The organism is Candidatus Neomarinimicrobiota bacterium, from assembly GCA_022573815.1.
Lineage (GTDB): Bacteria > Fidelibacterota > SORT01 > SORT01 > SORT01 > JACZTG01.
The window spans coordinates 87,087-110,134 of sequence record JACZTG010000001.1 but is presented as its reverse complement, the minus strand read 5'-3'; the positions used below and the strand labels follow the sequence as shown (position 1 = coordinate 110,134).

Sequence of the window (23,048 nt, the reverse complement as noted above, 5' to 3'; positions counted from 1 at the left end):
AAATTCAATTTTGTTCAATCGTTGAATCACCAACTGCTCCATTCAATTCATCCTCATCTGCGCTGCTATAATCATCATCATAATCAGAGGCTGTGATTACCATTACTTCTTCTATTGAGGTCAATCCCTTTTTAACTTTTTCCAAACCCTCCAATCGAAGAGTTTTCATTCCGTTTTTCACCGCTTCTATTTTTATCTCTGCCGATGTGCCGCCATTGAGAATTAGGTTCACAATTGCCTGATTGGGAATTAACACTTCGTATAATCCTATCCTTCCCTGATAGCCGGTTTTTCTGCATGACATACATCCTACAGGCTTTCTGAAGATAATATCATCTGACGGTTTTAATCCGAGCGCTTTTAGTTCTGTCTCTGTAGGTCTGTATCTCTTAGCGCATTCATTGCACAATTTCCTTACCAGTCTTTGGGCAACTACTCCTCTCATCGTCGATGCCACAAGAAATTCTTCTATTCCCATATTTATTAATCGCGTTATGGCTCCCGCTGCGTCATTGGTATGAACAGTACTAAATACCAGATGGCCTGTGAGAGCAGCTTGGATTGCCAATGCACCCGTATCAAGGTCTCGAATCTCCCCGACCATTATCACATCGGGATCCTGCCTGAGAATACTTCTCAGCGCAGTACTGAAACTCACTCCGGCTTTGGGATTGACCTGACCTTGATTGATTCCTGGCAATTCATATTCGATAGGGTCTTCTATAGTGATAATATTAATCTCTTCTCTGTTGATCTCGTTGATACTTGCGTACAAAGTTGTGGTTTTTCCCGAACCTGTTGGGCCTGTGACAAGAATAATTCCATTTGGGTTTTTAATAAGCTTCATATATCTGTCAAGGTTTACCCCTGTAAGACCTAAAGCAGGTAACGATATTTGTGCCTTCTCAATGTCAAGAACACGTATCACCACTTTCTCACCATAAAAAGTGGGATAGGTTGAGATACGCATATCAACTTTTTTATCTCCTATTTTATGCCGAATTCTGCCGTCCTGAGGCAATCTCGTTTCCGCAATATCAAGAGAAGCCATAATTTTCACTCTGGAAATAATCGCGGACTGAAGTTTTTTCGGCGGAGTGAACACTTTTTGTAGAGCGCCGTCAACTCTATACCTGATCCGTATATCATACTCACCAGGCTCTATATGAATATCCGATGCCGATGTTTTTATCGCTTGATTTATTATCATATCGAGCATTTTGACCACAGATACATCTTCTTCTCCGCTGGCTGCTTCAGCTCCTAATTCCTGTAGCTGCGCCGCCGCATCTTCAGTGCTTGTGCGTGATTTGAGCAGATCTCCGGTGCCGTAATAGGTATCCAACGCCTTATCAATGGCAGTTGATGTTGAGAGGACAGTTTCCACATCTAAAAGAGTGATTCTGGTTACTTCGTCCACCGAAAGCACATCAGATGGATCGCTGATAGCAATTGTCAGACTTTCACCGATAACAAACAAGGGCATCACGTGTAATTTGCGGGCTTCTTCAGCCTTTAAAACCTTTAATGAATCGACGTCGAGAGAGTAATCCTCTATATCAAGATATGGGATTCTTGATTGCTTAGCGAGCGCCTGAACAACTGTATCTTCATTAACAATTTTTTCTTTTATTAAGATATTGCCTAAGGTGTCGTTTGAATCAGATTGCAGTTCCAATCCTCTTTCTAAATCCTCTTTAGATATCTTATTATCTTGTAAAAGAATATCACCAATGAGATCACTTCCTCTTGCAGTCATGCTATATCCTTATTTATTTATTAATAATATTATTATCATCCAAATGCCCATTCAATATAAAGCCGAAGTATATCTTCTCCCCACAAGCCGCTGACAAATGCTCCAAGGGCAATAAAAGGGCCGAACGCAAACGGTTTCCCGAATTTCATTCGACCTAATATTATTCCTCCCATGCCGATAATAGAACCGAAAATCGTCGATAGAAATATCGCTAACAAAGCTAATTTCCAGCCTATAAATATGCCTATCATCGCAGAAAGTTTTACATCCCCGAATCCCATAGATTCTTTCTTAAAAATCTTTTCCCCCAATAGAGCAATCAAAAAGAACGTTCCGGACATTACAGCTCCCCCGATTAGCGAATTTTCTATTGAGATGGCGTCACCGAACAGAGCGAGCAACACTCCTATAATGGCGCCTGTAATCAAAATTGAATCGGGAATTAGCTGTGTATCTATATCAATAAGACTCACCGCAAGCAATAACGGTCCTAAAGATATAAAGCTCATAAATTCCCATGATAATCCGAAAAATTGATACATCGCTAAAAACAACAGCGCCACTCCTAACTCAACTAAAGGATATCGTACGGAAATAGGTTTTTTGCAGCTCCTGCATTTTGCCCTGAGAAGCAGCCAGCTCAAAATCGGAATGTTATCGTAAGGCTTCACAGGCGTATCGCATTTTGGACAATGAGAAGCCGGTTTCACGATAGATTCACCTCGAGGCAGTCTGCTAATTACCACATTGAGGAAGCTTCCAACCGTGGCACCAACCAAAAAAATCCACGTATCAAGAATATATTGAGGATTAAAAGTCAATTAAAGCAATGCCTCTTCTATAAATCCGCCGATTTCGCTTTCCGAGAAAAGGTTCCTGATGTTCATTATCAGATTGTCATAGTCAATAGGTCTTGTGACATATCTCTCAATTCTCAAGCTATGGATTTCGTCAAGATTTTCCTGACTGTCTTTTTCCAAAATAGCGATAATCGGAATGTCCTGATATTTTTTGTCGAACTTGAGCAATCTTGCTAATTTCGCGCCGTTAAGCCTTTTAATTTTAAAGCTTGTTATGATAAGATTGGGTTTTTTCTCCCGGGCGAGCAGTAAACCTTCATAACCGTCGGAAGCGATTATTACGTCGAAACCCTTCTCGGGAAGTTGTGTTTCCAAATCTGACACCTCATTCGGCTTTTCGCTGATTACCAATACAACAGGTCTTTTATCCGGTGATGCCATTGATTTTCCTCATATTTTGTGATATTCTCATAACGCTCTTTTATTAAATAACTTTAATGCCCCATATAGCCATATACCTGAATATAATAGTCCATAGACGAATGCCCACCGGAAAAAAACCGAAAGGTCGGTTGATGAACTCATAACAGAACCGGGACTCACATTCACCATATGCGGCAAGAAATAATAGACTAACGCTGAAGTGTATTTGATTAATCCTTCTGTGCTCAGTGACATCAGATAAAAATCCCCTGCAAAGTAGCCGCCGATGTATATTGCCGAGCCTAACAATGCCGCAACGAATCCGGGCATTTTTTGCACAAAAAAGATAATTATGGAATAAAGAAGAGCGATCTTAAAAAACGTCAATAAGATAATCTTAAAAAACGGAATTTGAACAGCCCCGCCGTCTATATAGAGGACAATAGTTATAAAAATAAGATAAAATAAAAATATCGAAACTGATAACAGTACTCCGCCAAGATATTTGCCTAAAAGATATTGCACTCTTGTAATCGGCTTCACCAGATAAAGCGAAATTGAATTTGACTTGATATCCCTGCCGATAAGGCTCATCCCCACCAAAAAGCTTGCGATAACCGTAAAAATTTCAGCATAAACCAGACTGCCTTCTATAAAAGTCTTCTTTTCAATTTCGATTCCCTGGGATTTCTGTATTCCGACGCTGACTTGCCGAGCCAAATCTTCATTAAGAAGTACCATGCTCACTCCGGTTATGAGTAAAAACCCGAGAGCCGCCACCATTAAAACTTCCGGTCTCCGTAAGAAAATGCCGAAGGTCATCTTTGCTATCTGCAAAGTGCGTCTCAAGAGTGTTCCCCCACCGCGTTTAAGAATAGTTCCTTTAAGGAGCCGGCATCGGAACTTGAAAGCAGCTCATCAATATGACCTTTTTTAACAATATCACCTTTGTCAATTATACAGATGCTATCAGCAATTTGTTCTACCTCCGAAAGCTGATGCGAAGAAAAGAGTACCGTTTTATTCATAGTTTTGCATTCTTTCAAAAGAGATTTAAGCTCTTCCACAGCAATAGGATCCAATCCCGATATAGGTTCATCCAAAACGATTATCTCAGGGTCATCAACGAACGCAGCTGCCAATGCAACCTTTTTATTCCAACCGAGAGACAGATCATCCAGGCGCCTGTCATATACTTTTTCCAGATTAAAACTCTCAATCACTTTATCGACCTTCTCTGATACGGAACCCGATTCGAATGATAGTTCAGCTAAATACTTCAGAAAATCTTTTACTTTAAGATGAGGATAATATGAATGATCTTCGGGCATATAACCGATTCTCACGCAAAACCGCGCAGATTCGGCATCATGCCCCATTATGCTGACTTCGCCCGACGTCGAAGGAATAAATCCTAATAATATCTTAATTGTGGTCGTTTTCCCGGCGCCATTGGGACCGATAAAACCGAAAATTTCCCCCTGTTTTACGTTAAACGATATCCCGTTAAGAGCAGAAATCTGCTTATTTTTGCTGATTTTGAAATTTTTCTTGAGATTTTTTACTTCAATTGTATGCAATTTTCCACTCATATCAATCAAATTCGCTCAGACAGCTTAATAATTATACACTCTCGCTAAAAATAGTATAAATTTTATACACTTTAATGTCAAGTGAAGAGTTTAAAAGGGGAAAATTACCTTCTGATGCCTTAAATCCAATAAATTCAATTCAGTGCAGTTCGATTGTTCCAATATTCGATTATTTGCGATGCCGGATCGCCTATTTCTCCAACGTCTATCCAATGTATCCGAGAATCTGACCGAAACCACGTCATCTGATGTTTCGCATATCTCCTACTGTGCTTTTTTATTTCGGATAGCATTGTTGACTCGTTTATTCGACCTTCAAGATGTTCTATTACCTCGCTATATCCTATTGTCTGCAATTTCTTAATCTTTTCTGCATAGCCTGACTCAATTAATTTCGCTACCTCATCAACCAACCCATCTTTTATCATTTTATCCACCCGCTCTTCAATTCTGCTCACGAGCTCTTCCCTGTTCATCATTAACCCGGCGAAAAGTGTATTTAAATGCGGTGAGCTGTTTTGATCCGAAAAGGATTCAGTGAGAGTTTTCCCTGTCAGAGTATAAACTTCCAACGCTCTGACTATACGGACTTCATCATTGGGCGATATATTCTCTGCATAATCGGAATCTATTTCCATTAAGCGGTCATATACCGATTGAATTCCAAAATCTTTAATCTCTTGGGAAATATTCTCCCGCACCAAATCATCACGAGCGTTGCCTTCAATCAAACCATCTAAGAGCGACCGAACGTACAACCCGGAGCCTCCGACAACAATCGGCGTTTTCCCTCGCGTTAGAATATCCGCGGCATGTTCACGACCTAATTCACCGAATTTCCCTGCGCTGAAATATTCTCCCGGCTCCACCACATCAATCATATGATGCGGAATATTTCTCATTTCCCCGGATGAAGGCTTTGCAGTTCCGATGTTCAGATACCGATATATCTGCCTTGCGTCAGCAGAGATTATCTCTCCGTCCAGCTCGGTTGCCACACGGATACCGACTTCAGTCTTCCCTATCGCTGTAGGACCGACAATCGCTAATACTTCGGGTAATTGACCCAATGCTCTATTCAGCTAAAATTATTGAGGGGCGAAACATTCATTTTCGTTCAAATCTTTTGTCCAATTCATCTAATGTCAGGTTGATAATAACCGGACGACCGTGTGGACAAAAGTAAGGATATTCTGTGGTGAACAGCCTTTCGATCAACGAGATCATTTCCTCGTGAGTGAGTTTTTCTCCTGCTTTCACAGCTGCCTTACACGCAAAACTCGCGGCAAGAGCTTTATGAGCCGGAATTTCCTTTCCATTGGTTTCGCGAAAATTGTCTATAATCTCGCTTAATACTTTTCCTTCAGTTCCCGCTTTGATATCAGCGGGTACGGCTTGAATCAATATAGTCCGTTCGCCGAATTCAGTTATCTCAAATCCAATTTTATTCATAAACACAAGTATTTCCAATAGGACAGAGTAATCTTCCGGCGATAGCTCCACTTTGTGGGGGAAAAGAAGCTGTTGGCTTTGACCGCCTCCTTTTTCTAATGAGTGCAACGCTTTTTCATAAAGAATCCGCTCGTGAGCCACATGCTGGTCAATTATGGTCAAGCCACTTTTCACCTGGGAAATGATATATTTATTATGAATTTGCCATACTATTTTTTCAGGTGAAGGCAAATTCCCTTCAAGTTCCGGAAAAGTTTCAATGTATGTATTCACTGCCGGAGAAAAACCTTTCTCTTTTTCGGATATCATATCCGACAGACGATCGAGACTATCATTACGAACGCTTTCGTTCGGCGCCGGTCGGGAAGGAAGAAATTGTATGACAGTGCTGTTATGGTGAGATTTCGTCTCTTCGGCAACTTTCATCTGATCGTTGTAAACAGGTCTAAAAGTATCGGTCATCTGCCGGGAAGCGGGATGCACTGCTTCGTGAACAGAATTTTTAATGGTCTCATATACGTCCCATTCATTCTTGAACTTGGCTTCCATTTTAGAAGGATGGACGTTTACATCAACGCTTTTCGGGTCGGTGGTGAGATTTAAGACGAAAAAAGGGAATTCTCCTCTGCCGATAAGATCGCCATACCCCTTAAACACCGCCGAACTCATCTTTCTGTCTTTGATATATCGTCTGTTCAGATAGAGATACTGTTCTCCCCGACTCCGGCGTAAAAGCTTCAAGTCTCCCGCATAGCCGCTGACCGTAACAGTCCTTCCACTGCCATTGATTTCCTTTATTTTTGGAATGTATTCGCGGCTAAACGTGGTGGCGATCCGTTCTTCCAAATCGCTTTTCTTTGTATGAAATACTTTTTTATCACCGTTATAAAATTCGAATTCAATCTCAGGATATCCCAATGCAAACCTTTTTACCGCCTCAAGGATATGCCTGTATTCAACTTGAACAGATTTCAGGAACTTCCGCCGGGCTGCGGTAGCGTAAAAGAGATTTTTGACTGTTATAGACGTTCCCTCAATTGCCTCAGAAGGACTTACTGAACGGATACTCCCTCCCGCTACAACAATCTTAGTACCGTGTTTCGCGTTCGCGGGAGAGGTGATAATCTCAAACCGCGATACTGATGAAATACTCGGCAAAGCTTCGCCGCGAAATCCAAGAGTCATCACGCCCACAAGATCATTGTAGGAATGTATTTTGCTCGTTGCGTGCCGCTCAAGAGCCAGAAGCGCGTCATCCTCAGTCATCCCGCTGCCGTTATCAACGATCTTTATCATAGATTTCCCGCCGTTCATAATAGCTACCTTTATCCGGGAAGCCTTAGCATCTATGCTGTTTTCAACTAATTCTTTTACCACAGAGGCGGGGCGTTCCACTATTTCGCCGGCGGCGATTTTACTTATCAGATCATCGGAAAGAACTTTAATATTACCCAATGCTTTTAGCCTTTCCTCCAAGAAAATACAACAAAGCGTTTGCGCCGAGCCGTGCGCTGTTTCCGCTCGAATCAAGTGGCGGCGCTATTTCCACAACATCCATACATTTTACTTTTGATTCGCTTGCGATGTGAAAAATCCCTTTAAGGAGCTCGGAAGAGCTGAGACCTCCCGGGCTGGGAGCGCTAACACCCGGAGCTTCCGCCTGGTCAACCGAATCAATATCTACGCTAAGGTAAATCGCTTCTGTGCCGTCCCCTGCCTGCATCAACGCTCCTTTAATAACGTTTTCCATCCCCATCGTCCGAACAACGTCGGCAGTGAAAATCATCATCTCTTTTGAAATAGCATAATCACGATAGTACGAAGAGTTAAGAAATCCATGAAGTCCTATTTGGACGATATTCTTCCCCTTGACAGGTTCGCCCTCAATTTCCTCCAAAATCCGCCTGAACGGAGTGCCGCTTGAAATATCATCGTCTTCATATTCCCTCACATCATTATGCGAATCGAATGTTATTATGCCGATATTTCCTTCGGTCACCTCGGAAAGCGCTTTTACGGTTGCAAAAGTAATTGAATGATCCCCTCCCATTATCATAGGAACATCGGCGACGCTGAGCAGTTGTCCGACAGCAGATGTGATCCGATCGTGTGCCTCTTTAACGTTCTCCCGGGTCAGTTTAACATTCCCGAAGTCCGCCGCATTCATTCCGGATACATCAACATCATGCTCATAATTATATGTAGAATAAAACCTGAAAGCCTCCCTGATACTGTCAGGAGCGTGGCGAGCGCCGGGTCTGCCTTTTACGGCTCCGTCAAACGGGACTCCTAAAAGACCGAAATCAACCTTTTTACCCTCGTAGGGTTTAAACAAATCCAACGCGCGCGGATCCCTTTCATCCGAATCCCTACGCTGAATATCAGCCTTTGAAAGTTCAAATTTATCTGAAAGTAATTTCATTTTCCTCCGCCGAAACCACCAAAATAATGAATAATCCAGAAAACAGCCAGAACCATAAATACGATTTTCCAAACTGAACCCGATGATTCTCTCATACTTAATCTTTTTCTTTTAAAAATCATTTTTTTTGGTTTGTCATCATCAGATTCTTTTCCCCCAAAAGGATCGAATGTATACCGCGGCTTCGGTAATCGATTAAACATCAGAAAAGGCTTATGAGATTCCTGCCAACGAAAACAGTGCTGAAGAATGTTACGAAAGGCGAAATAAAAGTGGAGAATATTGGTATTCCAAAGAAATTATTCACTATTACAAGACCTAAAAGTATCATAGGTCCCTTGCTCTCATATCTTATAAAACTTTCTTCATATTCGGTTGGGAGTAGTCCGAATAGTATTTTTGATCCGTCGAGAGGCGGAATAGGTATCATATTGAAAATCGCCAGAACAAGATTTATCATCACTAAAAAGTAAAGCATATATTGAAAAAACCCGAGAAAACTTCCGTCCACATACATACCCATTCCTTGCATCAGGCGAATAAGAAGTCCCGTTGCCGCCGCCATCAGTACATTAGAGACAGGACCTGCCAACGCAATTTTGAGCATATCTTTTTTCGGGTCAGCCAAATTATAGGGATTTACCGGAACCGGTTTTGCCCAACCGAAATGCACTATAACTATCATTAAAGTTCCTAAAGGATCGAGGTGAGCAAGAGGGTTAAGAGTTAATCTACCCTCATTTTTTGCCGTCGGATCTCCCAATCTGTTCGCCATCCATCCGTGTGCGTATTCATGAAAACTCAGCGCGAATAGAATCGGAGGAATGCTGAGTAACAGTGCTGAAATATTCATATCTATCCTCTGGGATGGAAAGATTTATGTACTTCTTTCAAATATTCGCGATCAAGATGAGTGTAGATTTGAGTTGTAGCAATGCTGGCATGCCCTAACATCTCCTGCACCGAACGAAGGTCGGCTCCGCCTTCAAGCAAATGAGTAGCAAAGGAATGACGAATCGTGTGCGGACTTATATTTTTGTCTATGCCTGCTTTCGCAACATATTTTTTAAATATCTTAAAGAATCCGTCACGAGACATTTTCTTGCCTCTATTGTTCAGAAAGAGATAATCCTCAGAAATTTCTATTTTGAATAATTGCGGTCGCGCATCGGTTTCCCACAATCCAATCCACCTGAACGCTTCTTCCCCCAAAGGTATAAACCTTTCTTTGGATCTTTTACCGATAACCCTGATAAATTCCTCTTTTCTGAAAATATTCGCTTTACTTAAGTTAATCAACTCACTTATTCTCAATCCGGCGCCGTATAATGTTTCGTGCATTGCCCTGTCTCTAATCCCGATTAGAGTGGATGTATCAATTGCGTCTAATATACGCTTTATTTCAGTATACTCAAGAACCTGAGGTAACTTTTTACCTATCTTCGGCGTCTGAAAATTAATTGTGGGATCTTCCACCGCTATTTTTTCGTCCTCAAGGTATCTGTGATATGCTTTTATGGCTGATAAATTTTGCGCCACGCTTCTGGCAGAGAGACCTAATGCGGACAGCTCGGTGAACATCGAAGCAATGACTCCCGAATCAATATCCCGGGCTTTGGAGATTCCTTTATCCCGGAGTGTAAGCAGATAACGATTTAGCGCTGTGCCATATGCGGATATAGTATTTTCCGAAAGGTTTCTTTCTAATCGGAGGTGGATAAAAAAATCGCGTAACCCGTTGCTTAATTCAGTCTTTTCACTGTTTGTTACTCTTTCCAATGTATTGCTTTTGCGAATTCTTTTACTGATTTAGAATCCATCTCCGATTCATGAACACTGCCTGTTACAATGAAAGAAGCGCCCGCTCGCGCTCTGAGCTCCGCTGTTTCGGGAGAACGAATACCTCCGCCTACAAACACAGGAATATCTACTTCTGCGGTCACAGCGGAAACGGTTTTCAACGGTACCGGTAAATCCGCGCCACTCCCCGCTTCAAGATATATCGCCTTCATACCGAGAAGCTCCGCTGCAACGGCATGAGCTACCGCTATATCATATTTCTTCCTTGGCAGCGGCAGCGTTCCGCTCATAAATTGCGCTGTTGTAATACTCCCTGATTCAATTAGAAGATACGCCGTGGAAACAGATTCTATATTCGATTTTTTTATCCGCATTGCCGATTTTACCTGTTCGCCGATAATTTTATCGGCGTTTCGCCCGCTAAGCAGGGAAAGATAAAGCAGCATATCGGCTGTCTCTGACACCTGCTCTGACGAGCCGGGGAATATTATCAGCGGCAAATCGGTGGACTTTTTCAGTGCGGTAAGAGTTGATTCGAAATCTCCACTGTTAATCAGACTTCCTCCGACGAGAATTCCATCCGCGTCTCCATCCGATATTTGCCTTGCAATGTCAGGAACGGAATCCTGTTCTATCGAATCGGGGTCCACCAGGACAAGATAAGCGCTGCCCCTTGTTTCAACTTTCTTAAGAAGATTTGCCCAAGCGGACAATTGTTAAGCCGCCTCGCGAAGGAGTTGGACTAACCTGTCCATCTCCTCCTTTGACCTTTTTTCCGTAACGCAAATGAGCATTCCGTTTTCAATCTCGTAGTCAAATGGTGATAAGTCAATCCCCGCAAAGAATTTTTCTGACAAAAGGGATTCAATTATTTTCTCGGGCGCAACGGGAGTTTTCACAACAAATTCCTTGAAGAACGGCGCACTGAACATCAGCTCATAGCCCGGTAGTTTATCAATTTCATCCGCAAGATAATGGCTTCTGTTAGCGCTCAGTTCCGCTACGGCGCTGATTCCGTTTTTCCCCATTAGAGCCATGTAAATAGCTGCTGTAAGCATTACAATACCTTGATTGGTACAGATATTGGAAGTTGCCCGCTCCCTTCGGATATGCTGTTCTCTCGTCTGCAGAGTAAGTACAAATCCTCTTTTTCCGTCCACATCCCAGGTCTGTCCTGTGATTCTGCCCGGCATCCTCCGCACAAGTTCCATTTTCGCAGCAAATATTCCAAGATACGGCCCACCGAACTGTGTGGGGCTTCCCAATGCCTGACCTTCTCCCACGACGATATCGGCGCCATACTCACCCGGTTTTTTTAATATGCCGAGTGAAATTGGATCAGCGCTTACGATAAAAAGACTATCGTTCTCATGAGCGATATCCGCCATCTTTTCTGCGTCTTCAATACATCCGAAGAAATTCGGCGTTTGGACTAAAACTGCGGCGGTGTCTGCGTCAATTAACGACTTAAGTTCTTCAATGTTTACGATCCCGTCCTTATTAGGGACAGTGACGAGCTCCAAATTATCGCCCTGGATATACGTTTTTACCACATCTCTGTGAGATGGATTAACTGTTGAGGCAATCAGAAGTTTGTTCCTCTTCGTATAGCCTGTCGCAAGCAGCGCCGCTTCAGCGAGTGCGGACGCCCCATCATACATTGAGGCATTTGATACATCCATTCCCGTTAATGCGCAAATCATAGATTGATACTCGAATATTGCTTGAAGAGTGCCCTGTGCAACCTCAGGCTGATAAGGCGTATAAGCTGTAAGAAATTCTGAGCGACTTATAATTTCTCCTATTAAACTGGGAACGAAATGGTCATAAGACCCTCCCCCAAGAAAAGAAACCGCTTCACCTGAATGAAGATTGCCGCTGGCAAGCTCGCTTAGAATCTTCGATACTTCATATTCGGATAGTCCGTCATCCAATGAATCAAAACTTGTGTTAAGAAGCTCAGGCGGAACATTTGACAACAGTTCCTCAAAATTCTCAACGCCAATAGCGGAGAGCATCTCTTCCCTATCTTTTTCGGTGTTGGGGATAAGATGAAACGCTTCCTTGATGGTCATTCAATTAGTCCTGAATAGTCATCTGCGGAAAGAAGACTTGAGAGTTCCGCCTCGTCACTGAACTCAATTTTTGCTATCCAGCCCTTGCCGTAAGGATCATCGTTAACCCATTCCGGTGAATCTAAAAGATCTTCGTTTATTTCAACAATCTTTCCGGAAAGAGGAGCAAATAGATCTTCTACTGTTTTCACTGCTTCTATTGTCCCGAAAGGTTCGCCTTTTTTAGTTTCTGCACCTAATTCCGGCATTTCAATCCAGGCAATATCTCCCAGCTCAGATTGCGCAAAATCAGTAACTCCGATAGTGGCGACATTTCCCTCAATTTTAGTCCATTCATGTTCTTTGGTGTACTTTATGTCATTCGGTAGGTTCAATCACTACCTCCTCAATTTTTTCTTTATCTATATTTTCCATTAATCCGGGATAATCACCTCTTTTCATCAAGGTGGGATCAAAATGAAAGTTATCAATAAAACTTGTATCATATTCACCTTTGGCAAACCGTTCATCCTTCAGAACCTGAAGGTGAAAGGGTAAAGTAGTCTTCGGACCTTCTATCACACATTCTTCGATTCCGCGCTTCATTCTTCCGATAGCTTCTTCCCGTGTTCTTCCCCAGGAGATCATCTTGGCAAGAAGCGAATCATAATACATTGGAATTTCATAACCTGCATAGGCGTGAGTGTCAACTCGTATGCCTACTCCTCCCGGAACATGAAAAGCGGTTATGAGAGTTGGGGAAGGCATAAATTTATTTCCCGGGTCTTCTGCATTTATACGGCATTCAATAGCGTGCCATTGCGGCTTAGCCGTTAATACCTCGGTGCTGATAGGCTCTCCGGCAGCAATACGTATCTGTTCTTTTATAAGGTCAACTCCATATACCATCTCAGTTACCGGATGTTCAACCTGTATTCGTGTGTTCATTTCCATGAAATAGAAATTTTTATCGCTGTCGAGCAAATATTCAATGGTGCCTGCATTTCTGTAGTTTGCTTCTCTGGCGCCGTTTACCGCCGCATCGCCCATTTTCTTTCGCAGTGCATCATTCACGGCCGGAGAGGGAGATTCTTCTATCAATTTCTGGTGTCTGCGTTGCACGGAACATTCTCTTTCACCGAGATGAATCACATTCCCATGGTCGTCGGCGAGAATTTGAATCTCAATGTGTCTCGAGTTTGTAAAATACTTTTCAACGTATAGATCACCGTTATCAAAATTAGCCTGTGCCTCTGTCCTGGCCATGAGAAACTGTTTTTCCACTTCCTTCTCACTGTTAACAATCCTCATCCCCTTTCCGCCGCCACCTGCCGTAGCTTTGAAAATGACAGGATAACCAATATCATTAGAAATTTTTCGCGCATCTTCCACGCTGTCCACGATGCCTTCGCTGCCGGGTATGACCGGAACCCCGGCGCTTTTCATAGTTGCCTTCGCTTTAGCTTTATCACCCATTGCTTGAATTACCTCAGAAGACGGCCCGATAAATGTTATTCCGGAATCTACAACGCAGCCAGCAAAATTCGCGTTTTCCGCAAGAAACCCATAACCGGGATGAATAGCGTCTGAGTTGGTAATCTCTGCCGATGCCAAAATTCGTGGAATTAGAAGGTAACTTTCAGCGCTGGGAGAAGGCCCGATACATACCGCCTCGTCCGCAAATTTTACGTGAAGAGAATCTTCATCAGCCTCAGAATATACTGCAACCGTCGCAATTTTGAGCTCGTGGCACGCACGGATAATCCTGAGAGCGATTTCTCCTCTATTGGCTATCAATATTTTTTTGAACATTCGGGAGCTTTTACTCGGCCTCTAATAAGAAAAGAGGTTGATTATATTGTACAGGATTGGCGTTCTCGACCAAAATCTTGCTTATAACTCCAGCTTCTTCCGCTTCAATTTCGTTCATCAGCTTCATAGCCTCGACAATGCACAACACATCTCCAACCTTAATTTTGTCACCTACGGAAACGTATGGACTTGCATCGGGCGCCGGAGCAGCATAAAATGTGCCTACCATCGGAGATTTAATTTCAATTCCGGTCTCCTGCGAAACTTCCGCTTCTTCTGAAGCAACTTTAGAATCCGCCTCTTTGGTATCCGGTTTCTGTCCCACATGAATTGTTTCAATATCTGCTGTGCCATTATTATGCACGACATTCTTCGTTATCCTGACCCGTCTCCCCCAGCGGCTCACTTCAAGTTCATTTATGTCGGATTCTTCGACAATTTTTATGAGCTGCCTTATTTTTTTTTCATTCATTATCTCTCCGAGAAATAATTTAGACTAACTATTTTACTCTTTCGACATACTCACCTGAGCGAGTATCCACTTTCACCTTTTCACCCTGCTGAATAAATAAAGGAACATTCAAAACGTATCCGGTTTCGAGTGTAGCGGGTTTACTGCCGCCTGTTGCGGTGTCTCCCTTCAAACCCGGGTCGGTTTCAACTATTTCTGCTACAACAAAAGGTGGTATTTCTATATCTATCGGCTCATCACCGTTAAAAAGGATTTTTATTTCCATACTTTCTTTTAAAAACTTTTTCACTTCTTCCATTAATATTGCCGGTATCGGTATTTGTTCAAATGTAGCCATATCCATAAAATAATATGCCGAGTCATCTGAATAAAGATATTGCATTTTTTTTGCATCAAGCCTTACTTCATCGATCTTTTCACCTGCTCGCCATGTCTTGTCAATCACCTTGCCCGATTTGATACTCTTGAGTTTTGTCCTTACGAAGGCATTCCCCTTACCCGGTTTAACGTGCATAAATTCCACTATTTTGTAAATATCGTTATTATAGGAGAATGTATATCCGTTTCTAAAATCTGATGTACTGGCCATTTACCTGTTTTCCCTCAATTCTTCACTGTTTTAAACGAACATAATTTGGAATTTTGGTAATCTACGAGAATTAAAACCATCTGTCAACACTTTTACCCGTAAAAATCGGGTTTTGAGGTAAATCATAATTGAACTGTTTTACTTAAGAATACGTCTTGCTGATACATAACGTTTTCGGTAATATTCCTGATTCATAGATGAGTAAACTACTCCTTTTGATAGACTTGCGTGAGCAAATTTATTGTCACCAACGTAAATCCCCACATGGCTTACCCCTTTTGATTCAATGTCCCTGAAAAAAACGAGGTCGCCAAGCTTCAGCTGCCTTATATTTACTTTAGAACCTAATTTATATTGAGCGGCAGCATTATGCGGTAAAGTATAGTTGGATGACTCCTGAAATACTTTCATTGTAAAGCCCGAACAGTCCATTCCCCTCTTAGTATCCCCTGCCCATAAGTAAGGCACGCCCTGGTAGCTGCGTATGGATTTTAGCATTAAAGCTTTCTTAGGCGATCTGAGCCTTCCGGCTCTGAGTAAAGCAGGATTTTTTGATTTTCCGTGATTCTTGACCCGTTTAGACGCCGGGGCTGTACTTTTACCCGAATTAAAAATTGGATTTGGTTTCATTCCTCCGCATCCAACAGCGAACAGAACTATAACAGCTACAATGATACATCTAAAGTAACCTAATCGTTTAAATATGAATATTGTCATCATTACAGTGGTTTAATTTAACGTTAATCAATGGATTTGACAAATATTTGTTAAACTTAGATAAACCGATAGGGAAAATTTTCTTGACTTATCTGAAACTAAATCTTATCATTGTCCGTAGTTGATATAAATAATTGCAGTAAATTCTGCTATTTTTATCAAACATCTAACTTAATGGAGGAGTCATCTTGAAAAATAAGCGGCTTATTGTTGTAATAGGAATGCTGCTTGTACTTCTCTTCTCAGGAATTATTCAAGCTAGCGATTATGCTTTCTTTAGCAGCGTTCAGAAGGTATTCAGGACTCAGGGCTTACATGTGGCGTATGACCGCATGAAGTTCGTTGATAATGGCGGTAAACGCCATTTTCTACTAAATCTTGAATCACGGAGAACTGATATTGACAGGGTAATGTTAGTAGGTTTTTATGCATCGGGGATTGCTATGCAAAAAACTAATACGAATGTTGAAGGTGTAAATATCGTGTTAAATATTTCTAAAAAAGATGATGAAAAGATTTTTCTCTCAGCAGGATCCGAAGACATTTTGAAATTGCTGAATAAGAAGATTAGTACAAACCAATTTGTAAGCTCAAAAGTGAGCTGGTATTAATATCATAAGGAGGTATTAAATGGATATGGATATTATGACAAGATTAGCCGGTTACTTTTGGTCATTAGTATGGGCCATAGTGGCTTCTGTCGGATTTGCCGTCGGAGTAGGGCTTTCTTTAAAAGTATTTAACTGGCTCTCAACAGACATTGATGAATGGGCTGAAATTAAGAATAAGAATTATGGCGTTGCAGCCATTATGGTGACTCTGATCTTAATGGTAGGAATATTAGTACATAGAGTTATATAGTTTAGCCGGATGTAAATATCCAAATTTTAGCGGCAGGCATACGTGCCTGCCCTTTTATTTGGAACAGTGATATGGATTGAAAATGACAAAAAAACAGATAAAAGTATTTTCTTTCACTCTCATAGCGTTACTCGGTTTCGCTTTTTCTTGTGCGGGCGGAGGACTTAAAGAGGCGGACACATATTACGCTTCGGGTGACTATCTCAATGCCGAAAAAGCGTACAGACTTGCTCTTGAAGCCAATCCGGAGAACGCACAGGCGCATTATATGTTGGGAATGACATTACAGGCGAAAAAGAAACATAAAGGCGCTCTTGAGGAATTTATTGCAGCCGTGAAATTTAATCCTAACCATAAAGAAGCGATTCGAATATTGCAGAAAATCTATCTCAAGGAAAGCGAAGCCAGCTTAGCGAGCGGGGAACTGATTGGCGCTGTCTCACTTCTCCAAATGTCCTATAATCTGAATAAGAAAGATTCAAAAACTGTTATCGCACTCGCTCACGCTTACGTAATATATGGTTTACTGAATAAAGCTTCCGATATATATGATGAAGCCGGAAAATACGGCGCTGAAAAATCCGTCATCGAAGATGGCAGAAATAAGATAGCAGCGCAAAGAGAACTTGCTGAGAAAAATTATACAAAGGGCAAACGGGCGTATGATAAAAACAATTATGTCACAGCCAAAAAGCTTTTAGATATTGCTATTGCAAATAACCGCGATGACGCTGATATCAAGTATCTCTCTTATATGTCTAACGGATTATTCCTTTATAAAAAAGGAAGTAAATGGCAAATCTGGGACGCCATTGTCGAATTTGGCAAGGCAGCTGAAATCAGATCATCATCCGCTGAAGCCAATTATTATCTTGCTTTGGGGTATCTGAAGAAAGACGATAAAGACTTTGAAAACATTCTTTCATTTTATGAAAAAGCGCTTGAGCTTGACACCGATAACAAATTTAGCGCTGAAATAAAAAAGGGGCTTAAAAAGCAGAGGAAAAGAAAGAAAGTTCTTGATGAATTTTGGGGGAAAAATAAATAACAGTTTGCGAGTATCTTTTCCGCGAATTCCAATAAATGAAAAAGAAATCTTATAAAAGTTTTCTACGTTCCGCGAGTATCGCTCTTGTCAGAGCCCAACGTCCCATTCGCATAATTTCTTCCATACATATCCCTGACAGAGTAAAAAAGCGGTTTCTCGCCCGTAAATTCAAAAGATTGCCAAGATACGAATATCCGCCGTTAAGGTGGAATGCGAGTCAGCGCAAGGAGATGTTTGTTGATATTCAGTCGAAACTTGATAAATCAAATCCGATTGAAAATATGATTTACAACACTTGTGCAGAGTATATACTTACAATACGAATGCTCGAATCAAGAGGTACAATGGATTTTTTCAAGTATTCGAAAGACCTTTTCGGATATCCTGATTATTGCTATGTCGGCGGAAACGTATCCATTTTGGATCTTGCAAACCACATACAGAAAGGATTTGACGGAATAGAGTTTCCGGAAGATCCGGATACGAATTTTTCCGATGAGCGGATTGATTCCGCAGATGCCAGAGACCTGCTGCTCGCATATTTGGAGGATATATTCCCTAACCGAAAAATCAAAGTGGTTATCTCCAATCGTATGACAGCCGATGCCGCTGCCGGAGCGGACTATATTAAACTTAAAAAAAGCGCCACATACACTCGCAGACAAGTGTATCAATTGCTGCATCACGAAGGAGAAGTCCACCTTGCAACTACATTGAACGGCGCTTCTCAGGGAGTGCTTAAATTTCTTGCTAAAGGAACTCCAAGAACAACAATATATCAGGAAGGTTTGGCTGTTTTCGCCGAATTTATGAGCCAGCAGATTGATCCCATACGTGTGAAAAAATTGGCATATAGAACTATCGCTATTAAAATGTGCGAAGAGGGAGCCGATTTCATTGATCTTTACAATTTTTATCTCGAAAATAATTTCGGTGAACCAGAATCCTTTGATGCCGCAGCGAGATGTATAAGAGGAGGATTAATGGAGGGCGGCGCTCCATTTACGAAAGATGTAGCCTATCTCGATGGTCTTGTGAGAATTAATAATTTTATTCGTGTTGCTTTAAAAAAAGGCAGGCCGGAATTAGTGCGATTTCTGTTTACCGGCAAGCTTATAGCAGAAAATGTTCCTATTCTTTATGAATTGAGTCAAAAAGGAATCGTTAAACCGCCTCAATACTTACCCGGATGGATTAAAGATATGAGATATCTTGTTACCTTATTTAATTTTTCAGCGTTTATGGACTTGATAAATCTTTCTGAAGTAGAAGATCACTATTCGAAAATAATGTCTTAACCACCGCTTCCAATCCAAATCGGATTGGTCAGAGAAAAACATTCTTTCCCATTTTTGATCGTGTAAGCTTCCATCCGAATATAACCCGCTTTTAAATTTCCGATGTTAAATCTATTCTCATATTCATAATCTGTTTCGAAATCAGTCAGCTCTTTACTGACCGTTTCAGATTTTTCAGCATAATCTCCGATAATAATAAGAATATTTTTCAATCTGCCGAATTCAGCTGAGGACACAACCTTCAGTTTGAGATTATATTCTCCGGCAGCAGCCTCATCTCCCACACCATAGGTTTTATCGTTTTTATCAATCAAAATCAGCTCCGAAAGTGGACCTGTTGTTATCTGTGCTCGACCGGCAGCTATCGCTTCAAGAAGGCTTTTCGCTTGAACAATCCCGTTATGATTTAGAGCAGTTCGCACTTGACCGAATAATTGATTTTTATGTTGGTGCATGGTTAGAAATGGAATCTTTATCTGCCTGAAGGTATTGAAATTTCCATGGGCATCGTTTCCCGCAAATATTGTTTTCCTGCGCCCTTCAAGCAGCAGTTCTTTCCAAACTTTTAACCCTTTATAAAATACATCGTCGGGCAAACCATTTAAAATTTGTAACCCCGCTATTCTGTCATCGAGCAAATCCTTCTTTGACCAACTTCCGCGATTAAAAATCAATTTTTGACCGATAGAAGGTTTATCGAATGGATGCGCAGCGATTGCCACAGCATCTTCTCCCATCAAATCAAGTGTCTCAGTGATAGTTAACGTTGGCTTCATATTAGGATAATCATCTTCACTATCTCCGCTTCCCGGAATAAAATGCGGTGAATTCAGCACTAAGAGATGAACATTTTCTCCACGAGCATTTCCGCAAGATACCTCTTCAGCCGGCAACGGCAGAGCCCCTTCTTCTGTGTCAAAATTATCAATCAAATCGCGTGAAACTTTCCAACGCGGAATAGAGGAGTCGTTTTCATACGGATTCTCCATAGAATTATCAAGATTATATGAATGATCGGCAACAACAAAAAAATCTAACCCGAGTGATTTGGACAATCTGGCAGAAGCGTCTATCGGCGCCCCGAATTCGACTTTATCATCAGTGAAATCAGTATGAATATGAAAATCTCCGTAATGCCAACCGTCTATTCTCGGCAACGCATTTTTACCGCGAACAAATTCCAGTTTTAACGGAGATAAACCTTTCAGATTATCATTCAGAACGAAATATTTTTTATCATTTTCATCCGACAAAGAAAATCTTACATTCACTTTCACTCTGCCCTGCAGCTCATCCGAAAGTTCTATATTAATTACCTCGCTCCAATACCGTTTTGTAATCGGCTGTCCATCATAATTGAATTTGATTGATTGTTTATATCCCTTTTCATCTTCAAGGTCTATTTCAATATCATTCAACCGAGTAGGAAATCTATTGGCGTCTTTTATAATGCAGAGTAAGGGTAAAGAAGTATCCGGGTTGATTCTGAATGGAATATCCGCGATAATTTCCGGCCGTTTCATAAATAATCTGCTTGGAAAATACTTCCATTTATAGTGTATTTCAGCGTAAGCTAAAATAGGAAGCAACAGACTAATCACTTAATTACTTCCACTGAATCGTTCGTTTTTCCTTTACCAATATTTGACGAATTGCCCCATCTTAACCGTGTTATAAATGTGACTCCCACTAATGAAGGTATCAAAACATTCAACAGGAGCAGTAACAACGCCGCGCTTACCGCCGCTGATTCTGTGACTCCCTGATTTTTAAAAAAATATATTACAGTTGCTTCCCTCACCCCCAATTCTCCAAATGTGACAGGAAAAAGCGTTTTCGTAAAATGTGCCGCAGAAGCGTTATTTATCCCGATGAAAAAACTGACCTCGCTGAACGCATTCACAAGTAACCAGAGTTGAAACACTACTAACGACCAAACTCCGCTACCTAATGCGTAAACAAGCAATACTTTTTTCCTGACAACCTGAGCCATAACTGCGGCGATCTTGCTGAACAGCTCTTTTCTCGGTAAAAAATCAGGATACTTGTTAAATGCATATCCCACAATCTGCGGTTTGATTAACGCCAATAAAATAAAGGTATAAATCGCTGTCATTGCCAATGCGACTGCTGCCGTCTGGAATATGCTAAAATCATTATTCGGTACAAAAAACATATATAAGCTGAAAACTCCTATACTGAAATACGCTAATGTTGAGTAAAATTTATCCAGAATAGTCAGGCTGAAAACTTTTATCTGTGGGAGTTCCCGCAGAAACCATGCTCTTCCAAGCTCTCCGATTCTCGCCGGAGTCACTATGCCGAGCGCCATTCCCGATAGATGGGAAACTGCTGCGCTTTTGAACGGCACTCGAGCTTCCTGATCACGCAAAAGCTGATACCATTTTATAATCTGCAGCAATATCGTCACCGGCATTAGAAGAGCTGCTGCAATCAAAAATTGTTTCTTCGCATGGAGAATCGAATTACTTATATCTTCGAATGATACATTAATAAAATTATACAGAAAATATATCAATAGCAGTGTGACGAGCAACTTGATAAGAGTGGATTTATTTCGGAGATCCATTATTGCGGCTTAAGTCTAATTAAAAAGTTTGAGAATAATAAGAAAAGTAGCTGAGCAGAGATTAGAAGATTACTCCTCTAACAGTTCGGCTGAGTCTTTTTCTTTCGGCTGCCTCAAATTCATAAATACCCTTGTTCGTAATACCCATGATCTCGGAAAACCTTTTTTCCTCGTAACGAGTTGTAATGTTTCAGCATTTGCTCGTGATTTAAGGTTACCTACCCTAATTTTGTATAAAGGAGCGTCAAATTGAAGATATGCCTCTCCGTTAAACAAAGAATCCGTAAGAGTAAGTATACTATCGGCTTCACTAATATTTTGGGTCGTATAAACTTGTACTCGATAGCCCGCAACCATAATGTTATAATCAATATTACTCGTATCGGATAACTCTTTTGATCTGTTAGAAAAAGCGGGCATATCCGCTCCATTGATAATTATATCGTCGTCATTCAGAGATAGAGGATCAAACCATCCGTTAACCGTATGTCCGGCTCTGTTATCTGAATTATGCTCTGTTATTGATCCTGCCGTACACCCTGAGATAGCGCTGACGGCTATCAACAATGATAATAGAGTTTGGATATAATATTTCAATTTTAGATTACTTCTAACATTTCAGTGGGCACCCATCCCGCTTTTCCATCAACGATCTTTATCTGCGCCCAACTTTCACTACCGCCGATAATTTCGACTGCGGTACCCTCGTGAAGGATGAACAACTCTTCTCCTATCTCTTCGGGCGCACTTGCGACGGACATCTCGGTGACCATTACTACCGCTCTTTTATTATTTAAATCGGTATCTATCTTCACTCCTGTGATGACGGCGGTAACAACAAACGAAAATCCGAGCGCTCCTAATACTAAATACGATACTCTTTTTGGTCTGCCTGAAGACATAAATAAAGTTAATATGTAAATCAGAATTGAGGCAAGATAAACCGTCAGTAAAAATCGCAGTAATCCTGCTGAAGTAAGCGAGCCCAGTATATTTCGAGCTCCCGTTATTAGAAAATTCTCCGGTAATGGAGTTATTTTATCCGTTATCAACAGATTTACCGCTTTTAAATTATAATTAATGCTTTCATCCTGAGGCGCTAATCGTTTTGCCCTTTCATACGATAATACTGTCGGTCCCAACATATTAAGTTTGTAGTAACTGTTTCCGAGATTGTACCAGACCTCCGGGCTTTCTACCCCACTGTTGACAATAGAACGATAATTATCAGCCGCCTTATCGTATTCACCTTTTTCATATTGAAGATTTCCGTTATGAAATAATTCTGCCGGTGATTGTGCGCCCGCCTCACTGCTGATAAAAACAAGAAGAAGGTATAATATCATCTTATTAAGCATA

At 41.2% G+C, this 23,048-nt stretch carries 26 protein-coding genes; 4 read left to right on the top strand and 22 right to left on the bottom strand.

The window, feature by feature from the left end; genetic code table 11:
- Nucleotides 1-4: 4 nt before the first annotated feature.
- The 18 genes from tadA to IIB39_00475 form a co-directional block, all read right to left on the bottom strand.
- Nucleotides 5-1,759 (bottom strand): Flp pilus assembly complex ATPase component TadA, encoded by a 1,755-nt coding sequence (tadA, locus tag IIB39_00560; GenBank protein MCH8927191.1) that lies wholly within the window; start codon nucleotides 1,757-1,759, stop codon nucleotides 5-7.
- Nucleotides 1,760-1,794: 35 nt separating this feature from the next.
- Complete coding sequence (locus IIB39_00555; protein ID MCH8927190.1) at nucleotides 1,795-2,580, bottom strand: prepilin peptidase; 786 nt, start codon at nucleotides 2,578-2,580, stop codon at nucleotides 1,795-1,797.
- Nucleotides 2,581-3,000 (bottom strand): response regulator, encoded by a 420-nt coding sequence (locus tag IIB39_00550; GenBank protein ID MCH8927189.1) that lies wholly within the window; start codon nucleotides 2,998-3,000, stop codon nucleotides 2,581-2,583.
- Nucleotides 3,001-3,027: 27 nt separating this feature from the next.
- Nucleotides 3,028-3,831: an ABC-2 transporter permease gene (locus tag IIB39_00545; protein ID MCH8927188.1), complete on the bottom strand. Its 804-nt coding sequence runs from the start codon at nucleotides 3,829-3,831 to the stop codon at nucleotides 3,028-3,030.
- A complete protein-coding gene (locus IIB39_00540; GenBank protein MCH8927187.1) occupies nucleotides 3,828-4,574 on the bottom strand; it encodes an ABC transporter ATP-binding protein in 747 nt (248 codons plus the stop codon). The genes IIB39_00545 and IIB39_00540 overlap by 4 nt, the downstream gene beginning before the upstream one ends.
- Before the next feature lie 134 nt (nucleotides 4,575-4,708).
- Nucleotides 4,709-5,644: a tRNA (adenosine(37)-N6)-dimethylallyltransferase MiaA gene (miaA, locus tag IIB39_00535; protein ID MCH8927186.1), complete on the bottom strand. Its 936-nt coding sequence runs from the start codon at nucleotides 5,642-5,644 to the stop codon at nucleotides 4,709-4,711.
- A 37-nt stretch (nucleotides 5,645-5,681) separates the two neighbouring features.
- Complete coding sequence (gene mutL, locus IIB39_00530) at nucleotides 5,682-7,481, bottom strand: DNA mismatch repair endonuclease MutL (GenBank protein MCH8927185.1); 1,800 nt, start codon at nucleotides 7,479-7,481, stop codon at nucleotides 5,682-5,684.
- Entirely contained in the window at nucleotides 7,474-8,448 is a 975-nt protein-coding gene (gene hutG, locus IIB39_00525) for a formimidoylglutamase (GenBank protein ID MCH8927184.1), read from the bottom strand. Before hutG ends, mutL begins: the two co-directional genes overlap by 8 nt.
- Nucleotides 8,445-8,651, bottom strand: a complete 207-nt coding sequence (locus IIB39_00520; GenBank protein MCH8927183.1) for a hypothetical protein — start codon at nucleotides 8,649-8,651, stop codon at nucleotides 8,445-8,447. The genes hutG and IIB39_00520 overlap by 4 nt, the downstream gene beginning before the upstream one ends.
- Nucleotides 8,651-9,301: a site-2 protease family protein gene (locus IIB39_00515; GenBank protein MCH8927182.1), complete on the bottom strand. Its 651-nt coding sequence runs from the start codon at nucleotides 9,299-9,301 to the stop codon at nucleotides 8,651-8,653. Before IIB39_00515 ends, IIB39_00520 begins: the two co-directional genes overlap by 1 nt.
- A gap of 2 nt (nucleotides 9,302-9,303) precedes the next feature.
- Entirely contained in the window at nucleotides 9,304-10,257 is a 954-nt protein-coding gene (xerD, locus tag IIB39_00510) for a site-specific tyrosine recombinase XerD (protein ID MCH8927181.1), read from the bottom strand.
- Nucleotides 10,215-10,961 (bottom strand): geranylgeranylglyceryl/heptaprenylglyceryl phosphate synthase, encoded by a 747-nt coding sequence (locus IIB39_00505; GenBank protein ID MCH8927180.1) that lies wholly within the window; start codon nucleotides 10,959-10,961, stop codon nucleotides 10,215-10,217. The genes xerD and IIB39_00505 overlap by 43 nt, the downstream gene beginning before the upstream one ends.
- Nucleotides 10,962-10,964: 3 nt before the next feature.
- Nucleotides 10,965-12,323: an aminomethyl-transferring glycine dehydrogenase subunit GcvPA gene (gene gcvPA, locus IIB39_00500; protein MCH8927179.1), complete on the bottom strand. Its 1,359-nt coding sequence runs from the start codon at nucleotides 12,321-12,323 to the stop codon at nucleotides 10,965-10,967.
- Nucleotides 12,320-12,697: a glycine cleavage system protein GcvH gene (gene gcvH / locus IIB39_00495; GenBank protein MCH8927178.1), complete on the bottom strand. Its 378-nt coding sequence runs from the start codon at nucleotides 12,695-12,697 to the stop codon at nucleotides 12,320-12,322. Before gcvH ends, gcvPA begins: the two co-directional genes overlap by 4 nt.
- The gene (gene accC / locus IIB39_00490; protein ID MCH8927177.1) at nucleotides 12,681-14,114 is read right to left on the bottom strand and encodes an acetyl-CoA carboxylase biotin carboxylase subunit; all 1,434 of its coding nucleotides are present in this window, start codon (nucleotides 14,112-14,114) and stop codon (nucleotides 12,681-12,683) included. The genes gcvH and accC overlap by 17 nt, the downstream gene beginning before the upstream one ends.
- 10 nt (nucleotides 14,115-14,124) lie before the next feature.
- Nucleotides 14,125-14,586, bottom strand: a complete 462-nt coding sequence (gene accB, locus IIB39_00485; protein ID MCH8927176.1) for an acetyl-CoA carboxylase biotin carboxyl carrier protein — start codon at nucleotides 14,584-14,586, stop codon at nucleotides 14,125-14,127.
- Nucleotides 14,587-14,614: 28 nt separating this feature from the next.
- Complete coding sequence (gene efp / locus IIB39_00480) at nucleotides 14,615-15,175, bottom strand: elongation factor P (GenBank protein ID MCH8927175.1); 561 nt, start codon at nucleotides 15,173-15,175, stop codon at nucleotides 14,615-14,617.
- A 138-nt stretch (nucleotides 15,176-15,313) separates the two neighbouring features.
- Nucleotides 15,314-15,673 carry a C40 family peptidase gene (locus IIB39_00475; GenBank protein ID MCH8927174.1) on the bottom strand — a complete coding sequence of 120 codons (360 nt, stop codon included), beginning with the start codon at nucleotides 15,671-15,673 and terminating at the stop codon, nucleotides 15,314-15,316.
- A gap of 407 nt (nucleotides 15,674-16,080) precedes the next feature.
- Here IIB39_00475 and IIB39_00470 point away from each other — a divergent pair, with 407 nt between their 5' ends.
- The 4 genes from IIB39_00470 (at nucleotide 16,081) to IIB39_00455 (ending at nucleotide 19,099) form a co-directional block, all read left to right on the top strand.
- A complete protein-coding gene (locus IIB39_00470) occupies nucleotides 16,081-16,503 on the top strand; it encodes a hypothetical protein (protein MCH8927173.1) in 423 nt (140 codons plus the stop codon).
- 19 nt (nucleotides 16,504-16,522) lie between these two features.
- On the top strand, nucleotides 16,523-16,753 hold the full coding sequence (locus IIB39_00465; protein MCH8927172.1) for a hypothetical protein: 231 nt from the start codon (nucleotides 16,523-16,525) through the stop codon (nucleotides 16,751-16,753).
- Nucleotides 16,754-16,835: 82 nt separating this feature from the next.
- Nucleotides 16,836-17,801: a tetratricopeptide repeat protein gene (locus IIB39_00460; protein ID MCH8927171.1), complete on the top strand. Its 966-nt coding sequence runs from the start codon at nucleotides 16,836-16,838 to the stop codon at nucleotides 17,799-17,801.
- A gap of 35 nt (nucleotides 17,802-17,836) precedes the next feature.
- Nucleotides 17,837-19,099 carry a DUF1704 domain-containing protein gene (locus IIB39_00455; protein MCH8927170.1) on the top strand — a complete coding sequence of 421 codons (1,263 nt, stop codon included), beginning with the start codon at nucleotides 17,837-17,839 and terminating at the stop codon, nucleotides 19,097-19,099.
- Here the strand turns inward: IIB39_00455 and IIB39_00450 are convergent.
- The 4 genes from IIB39_00450 to IIB39_00435 form a co-directional block, all read right to left on the bottom strand.
- Nucleotides 19,096-20,700, bottom strand: a complete 1,605-nt coding sequence (locus tag IIB39_00450) for a CehA/McbA family metallohydrolase (protein MCH8927169.1) — start codon at nucleotides 20,698-20,700, stop codon at nucleotides 19,096-19,098. The genes IIB39_00455 and IIB39_00450 overlap by 4 nt on opposite strands.
- Nucleotides 20,697-21,689 carry a flippase-like domain-containing protein gene (locus IIB39_00445; GenBank protein ID MCH8927168.1) on the bottom strand — a complete coding sequence of 331 codons (993 nt, stop codon included), beginning with the start codon at nucleotides 21,687-21,689 and terminating at the stop codon, nucleotides 20,697-20,699. Before IIB39_00445 ends, IIB39_00450 begins: the two co-directional genes overlap by 4 nt.
- A 69-nt stretch (nucleotides 21,690-21,758) precedes the next feature.
- Entirely contained in the window at nucleotides 21,759-22,286 is a 528-nt protein-coding gene (locus IIB39_00440; GenBank protein ID MCH8927167.1) for an SPOR domain-containing protein, read from the bottom strand.
- 2 nt (nucleotides 22,287-22,288) lie between these two features.
- Nucleotides 22,289-23,047: a hypothetical protein gene (locus IIB39_00435; GenBank protein ID MCH8927166.1), complete on the bottom strand. Its 759-nt coding sequence runs from the start codon at nucleotides 23,045-23,047 to the stop codon at nucleotides 22,289-22,291.
- Nucleotide 23,048 lies beyond the last annotated feature (1 nt).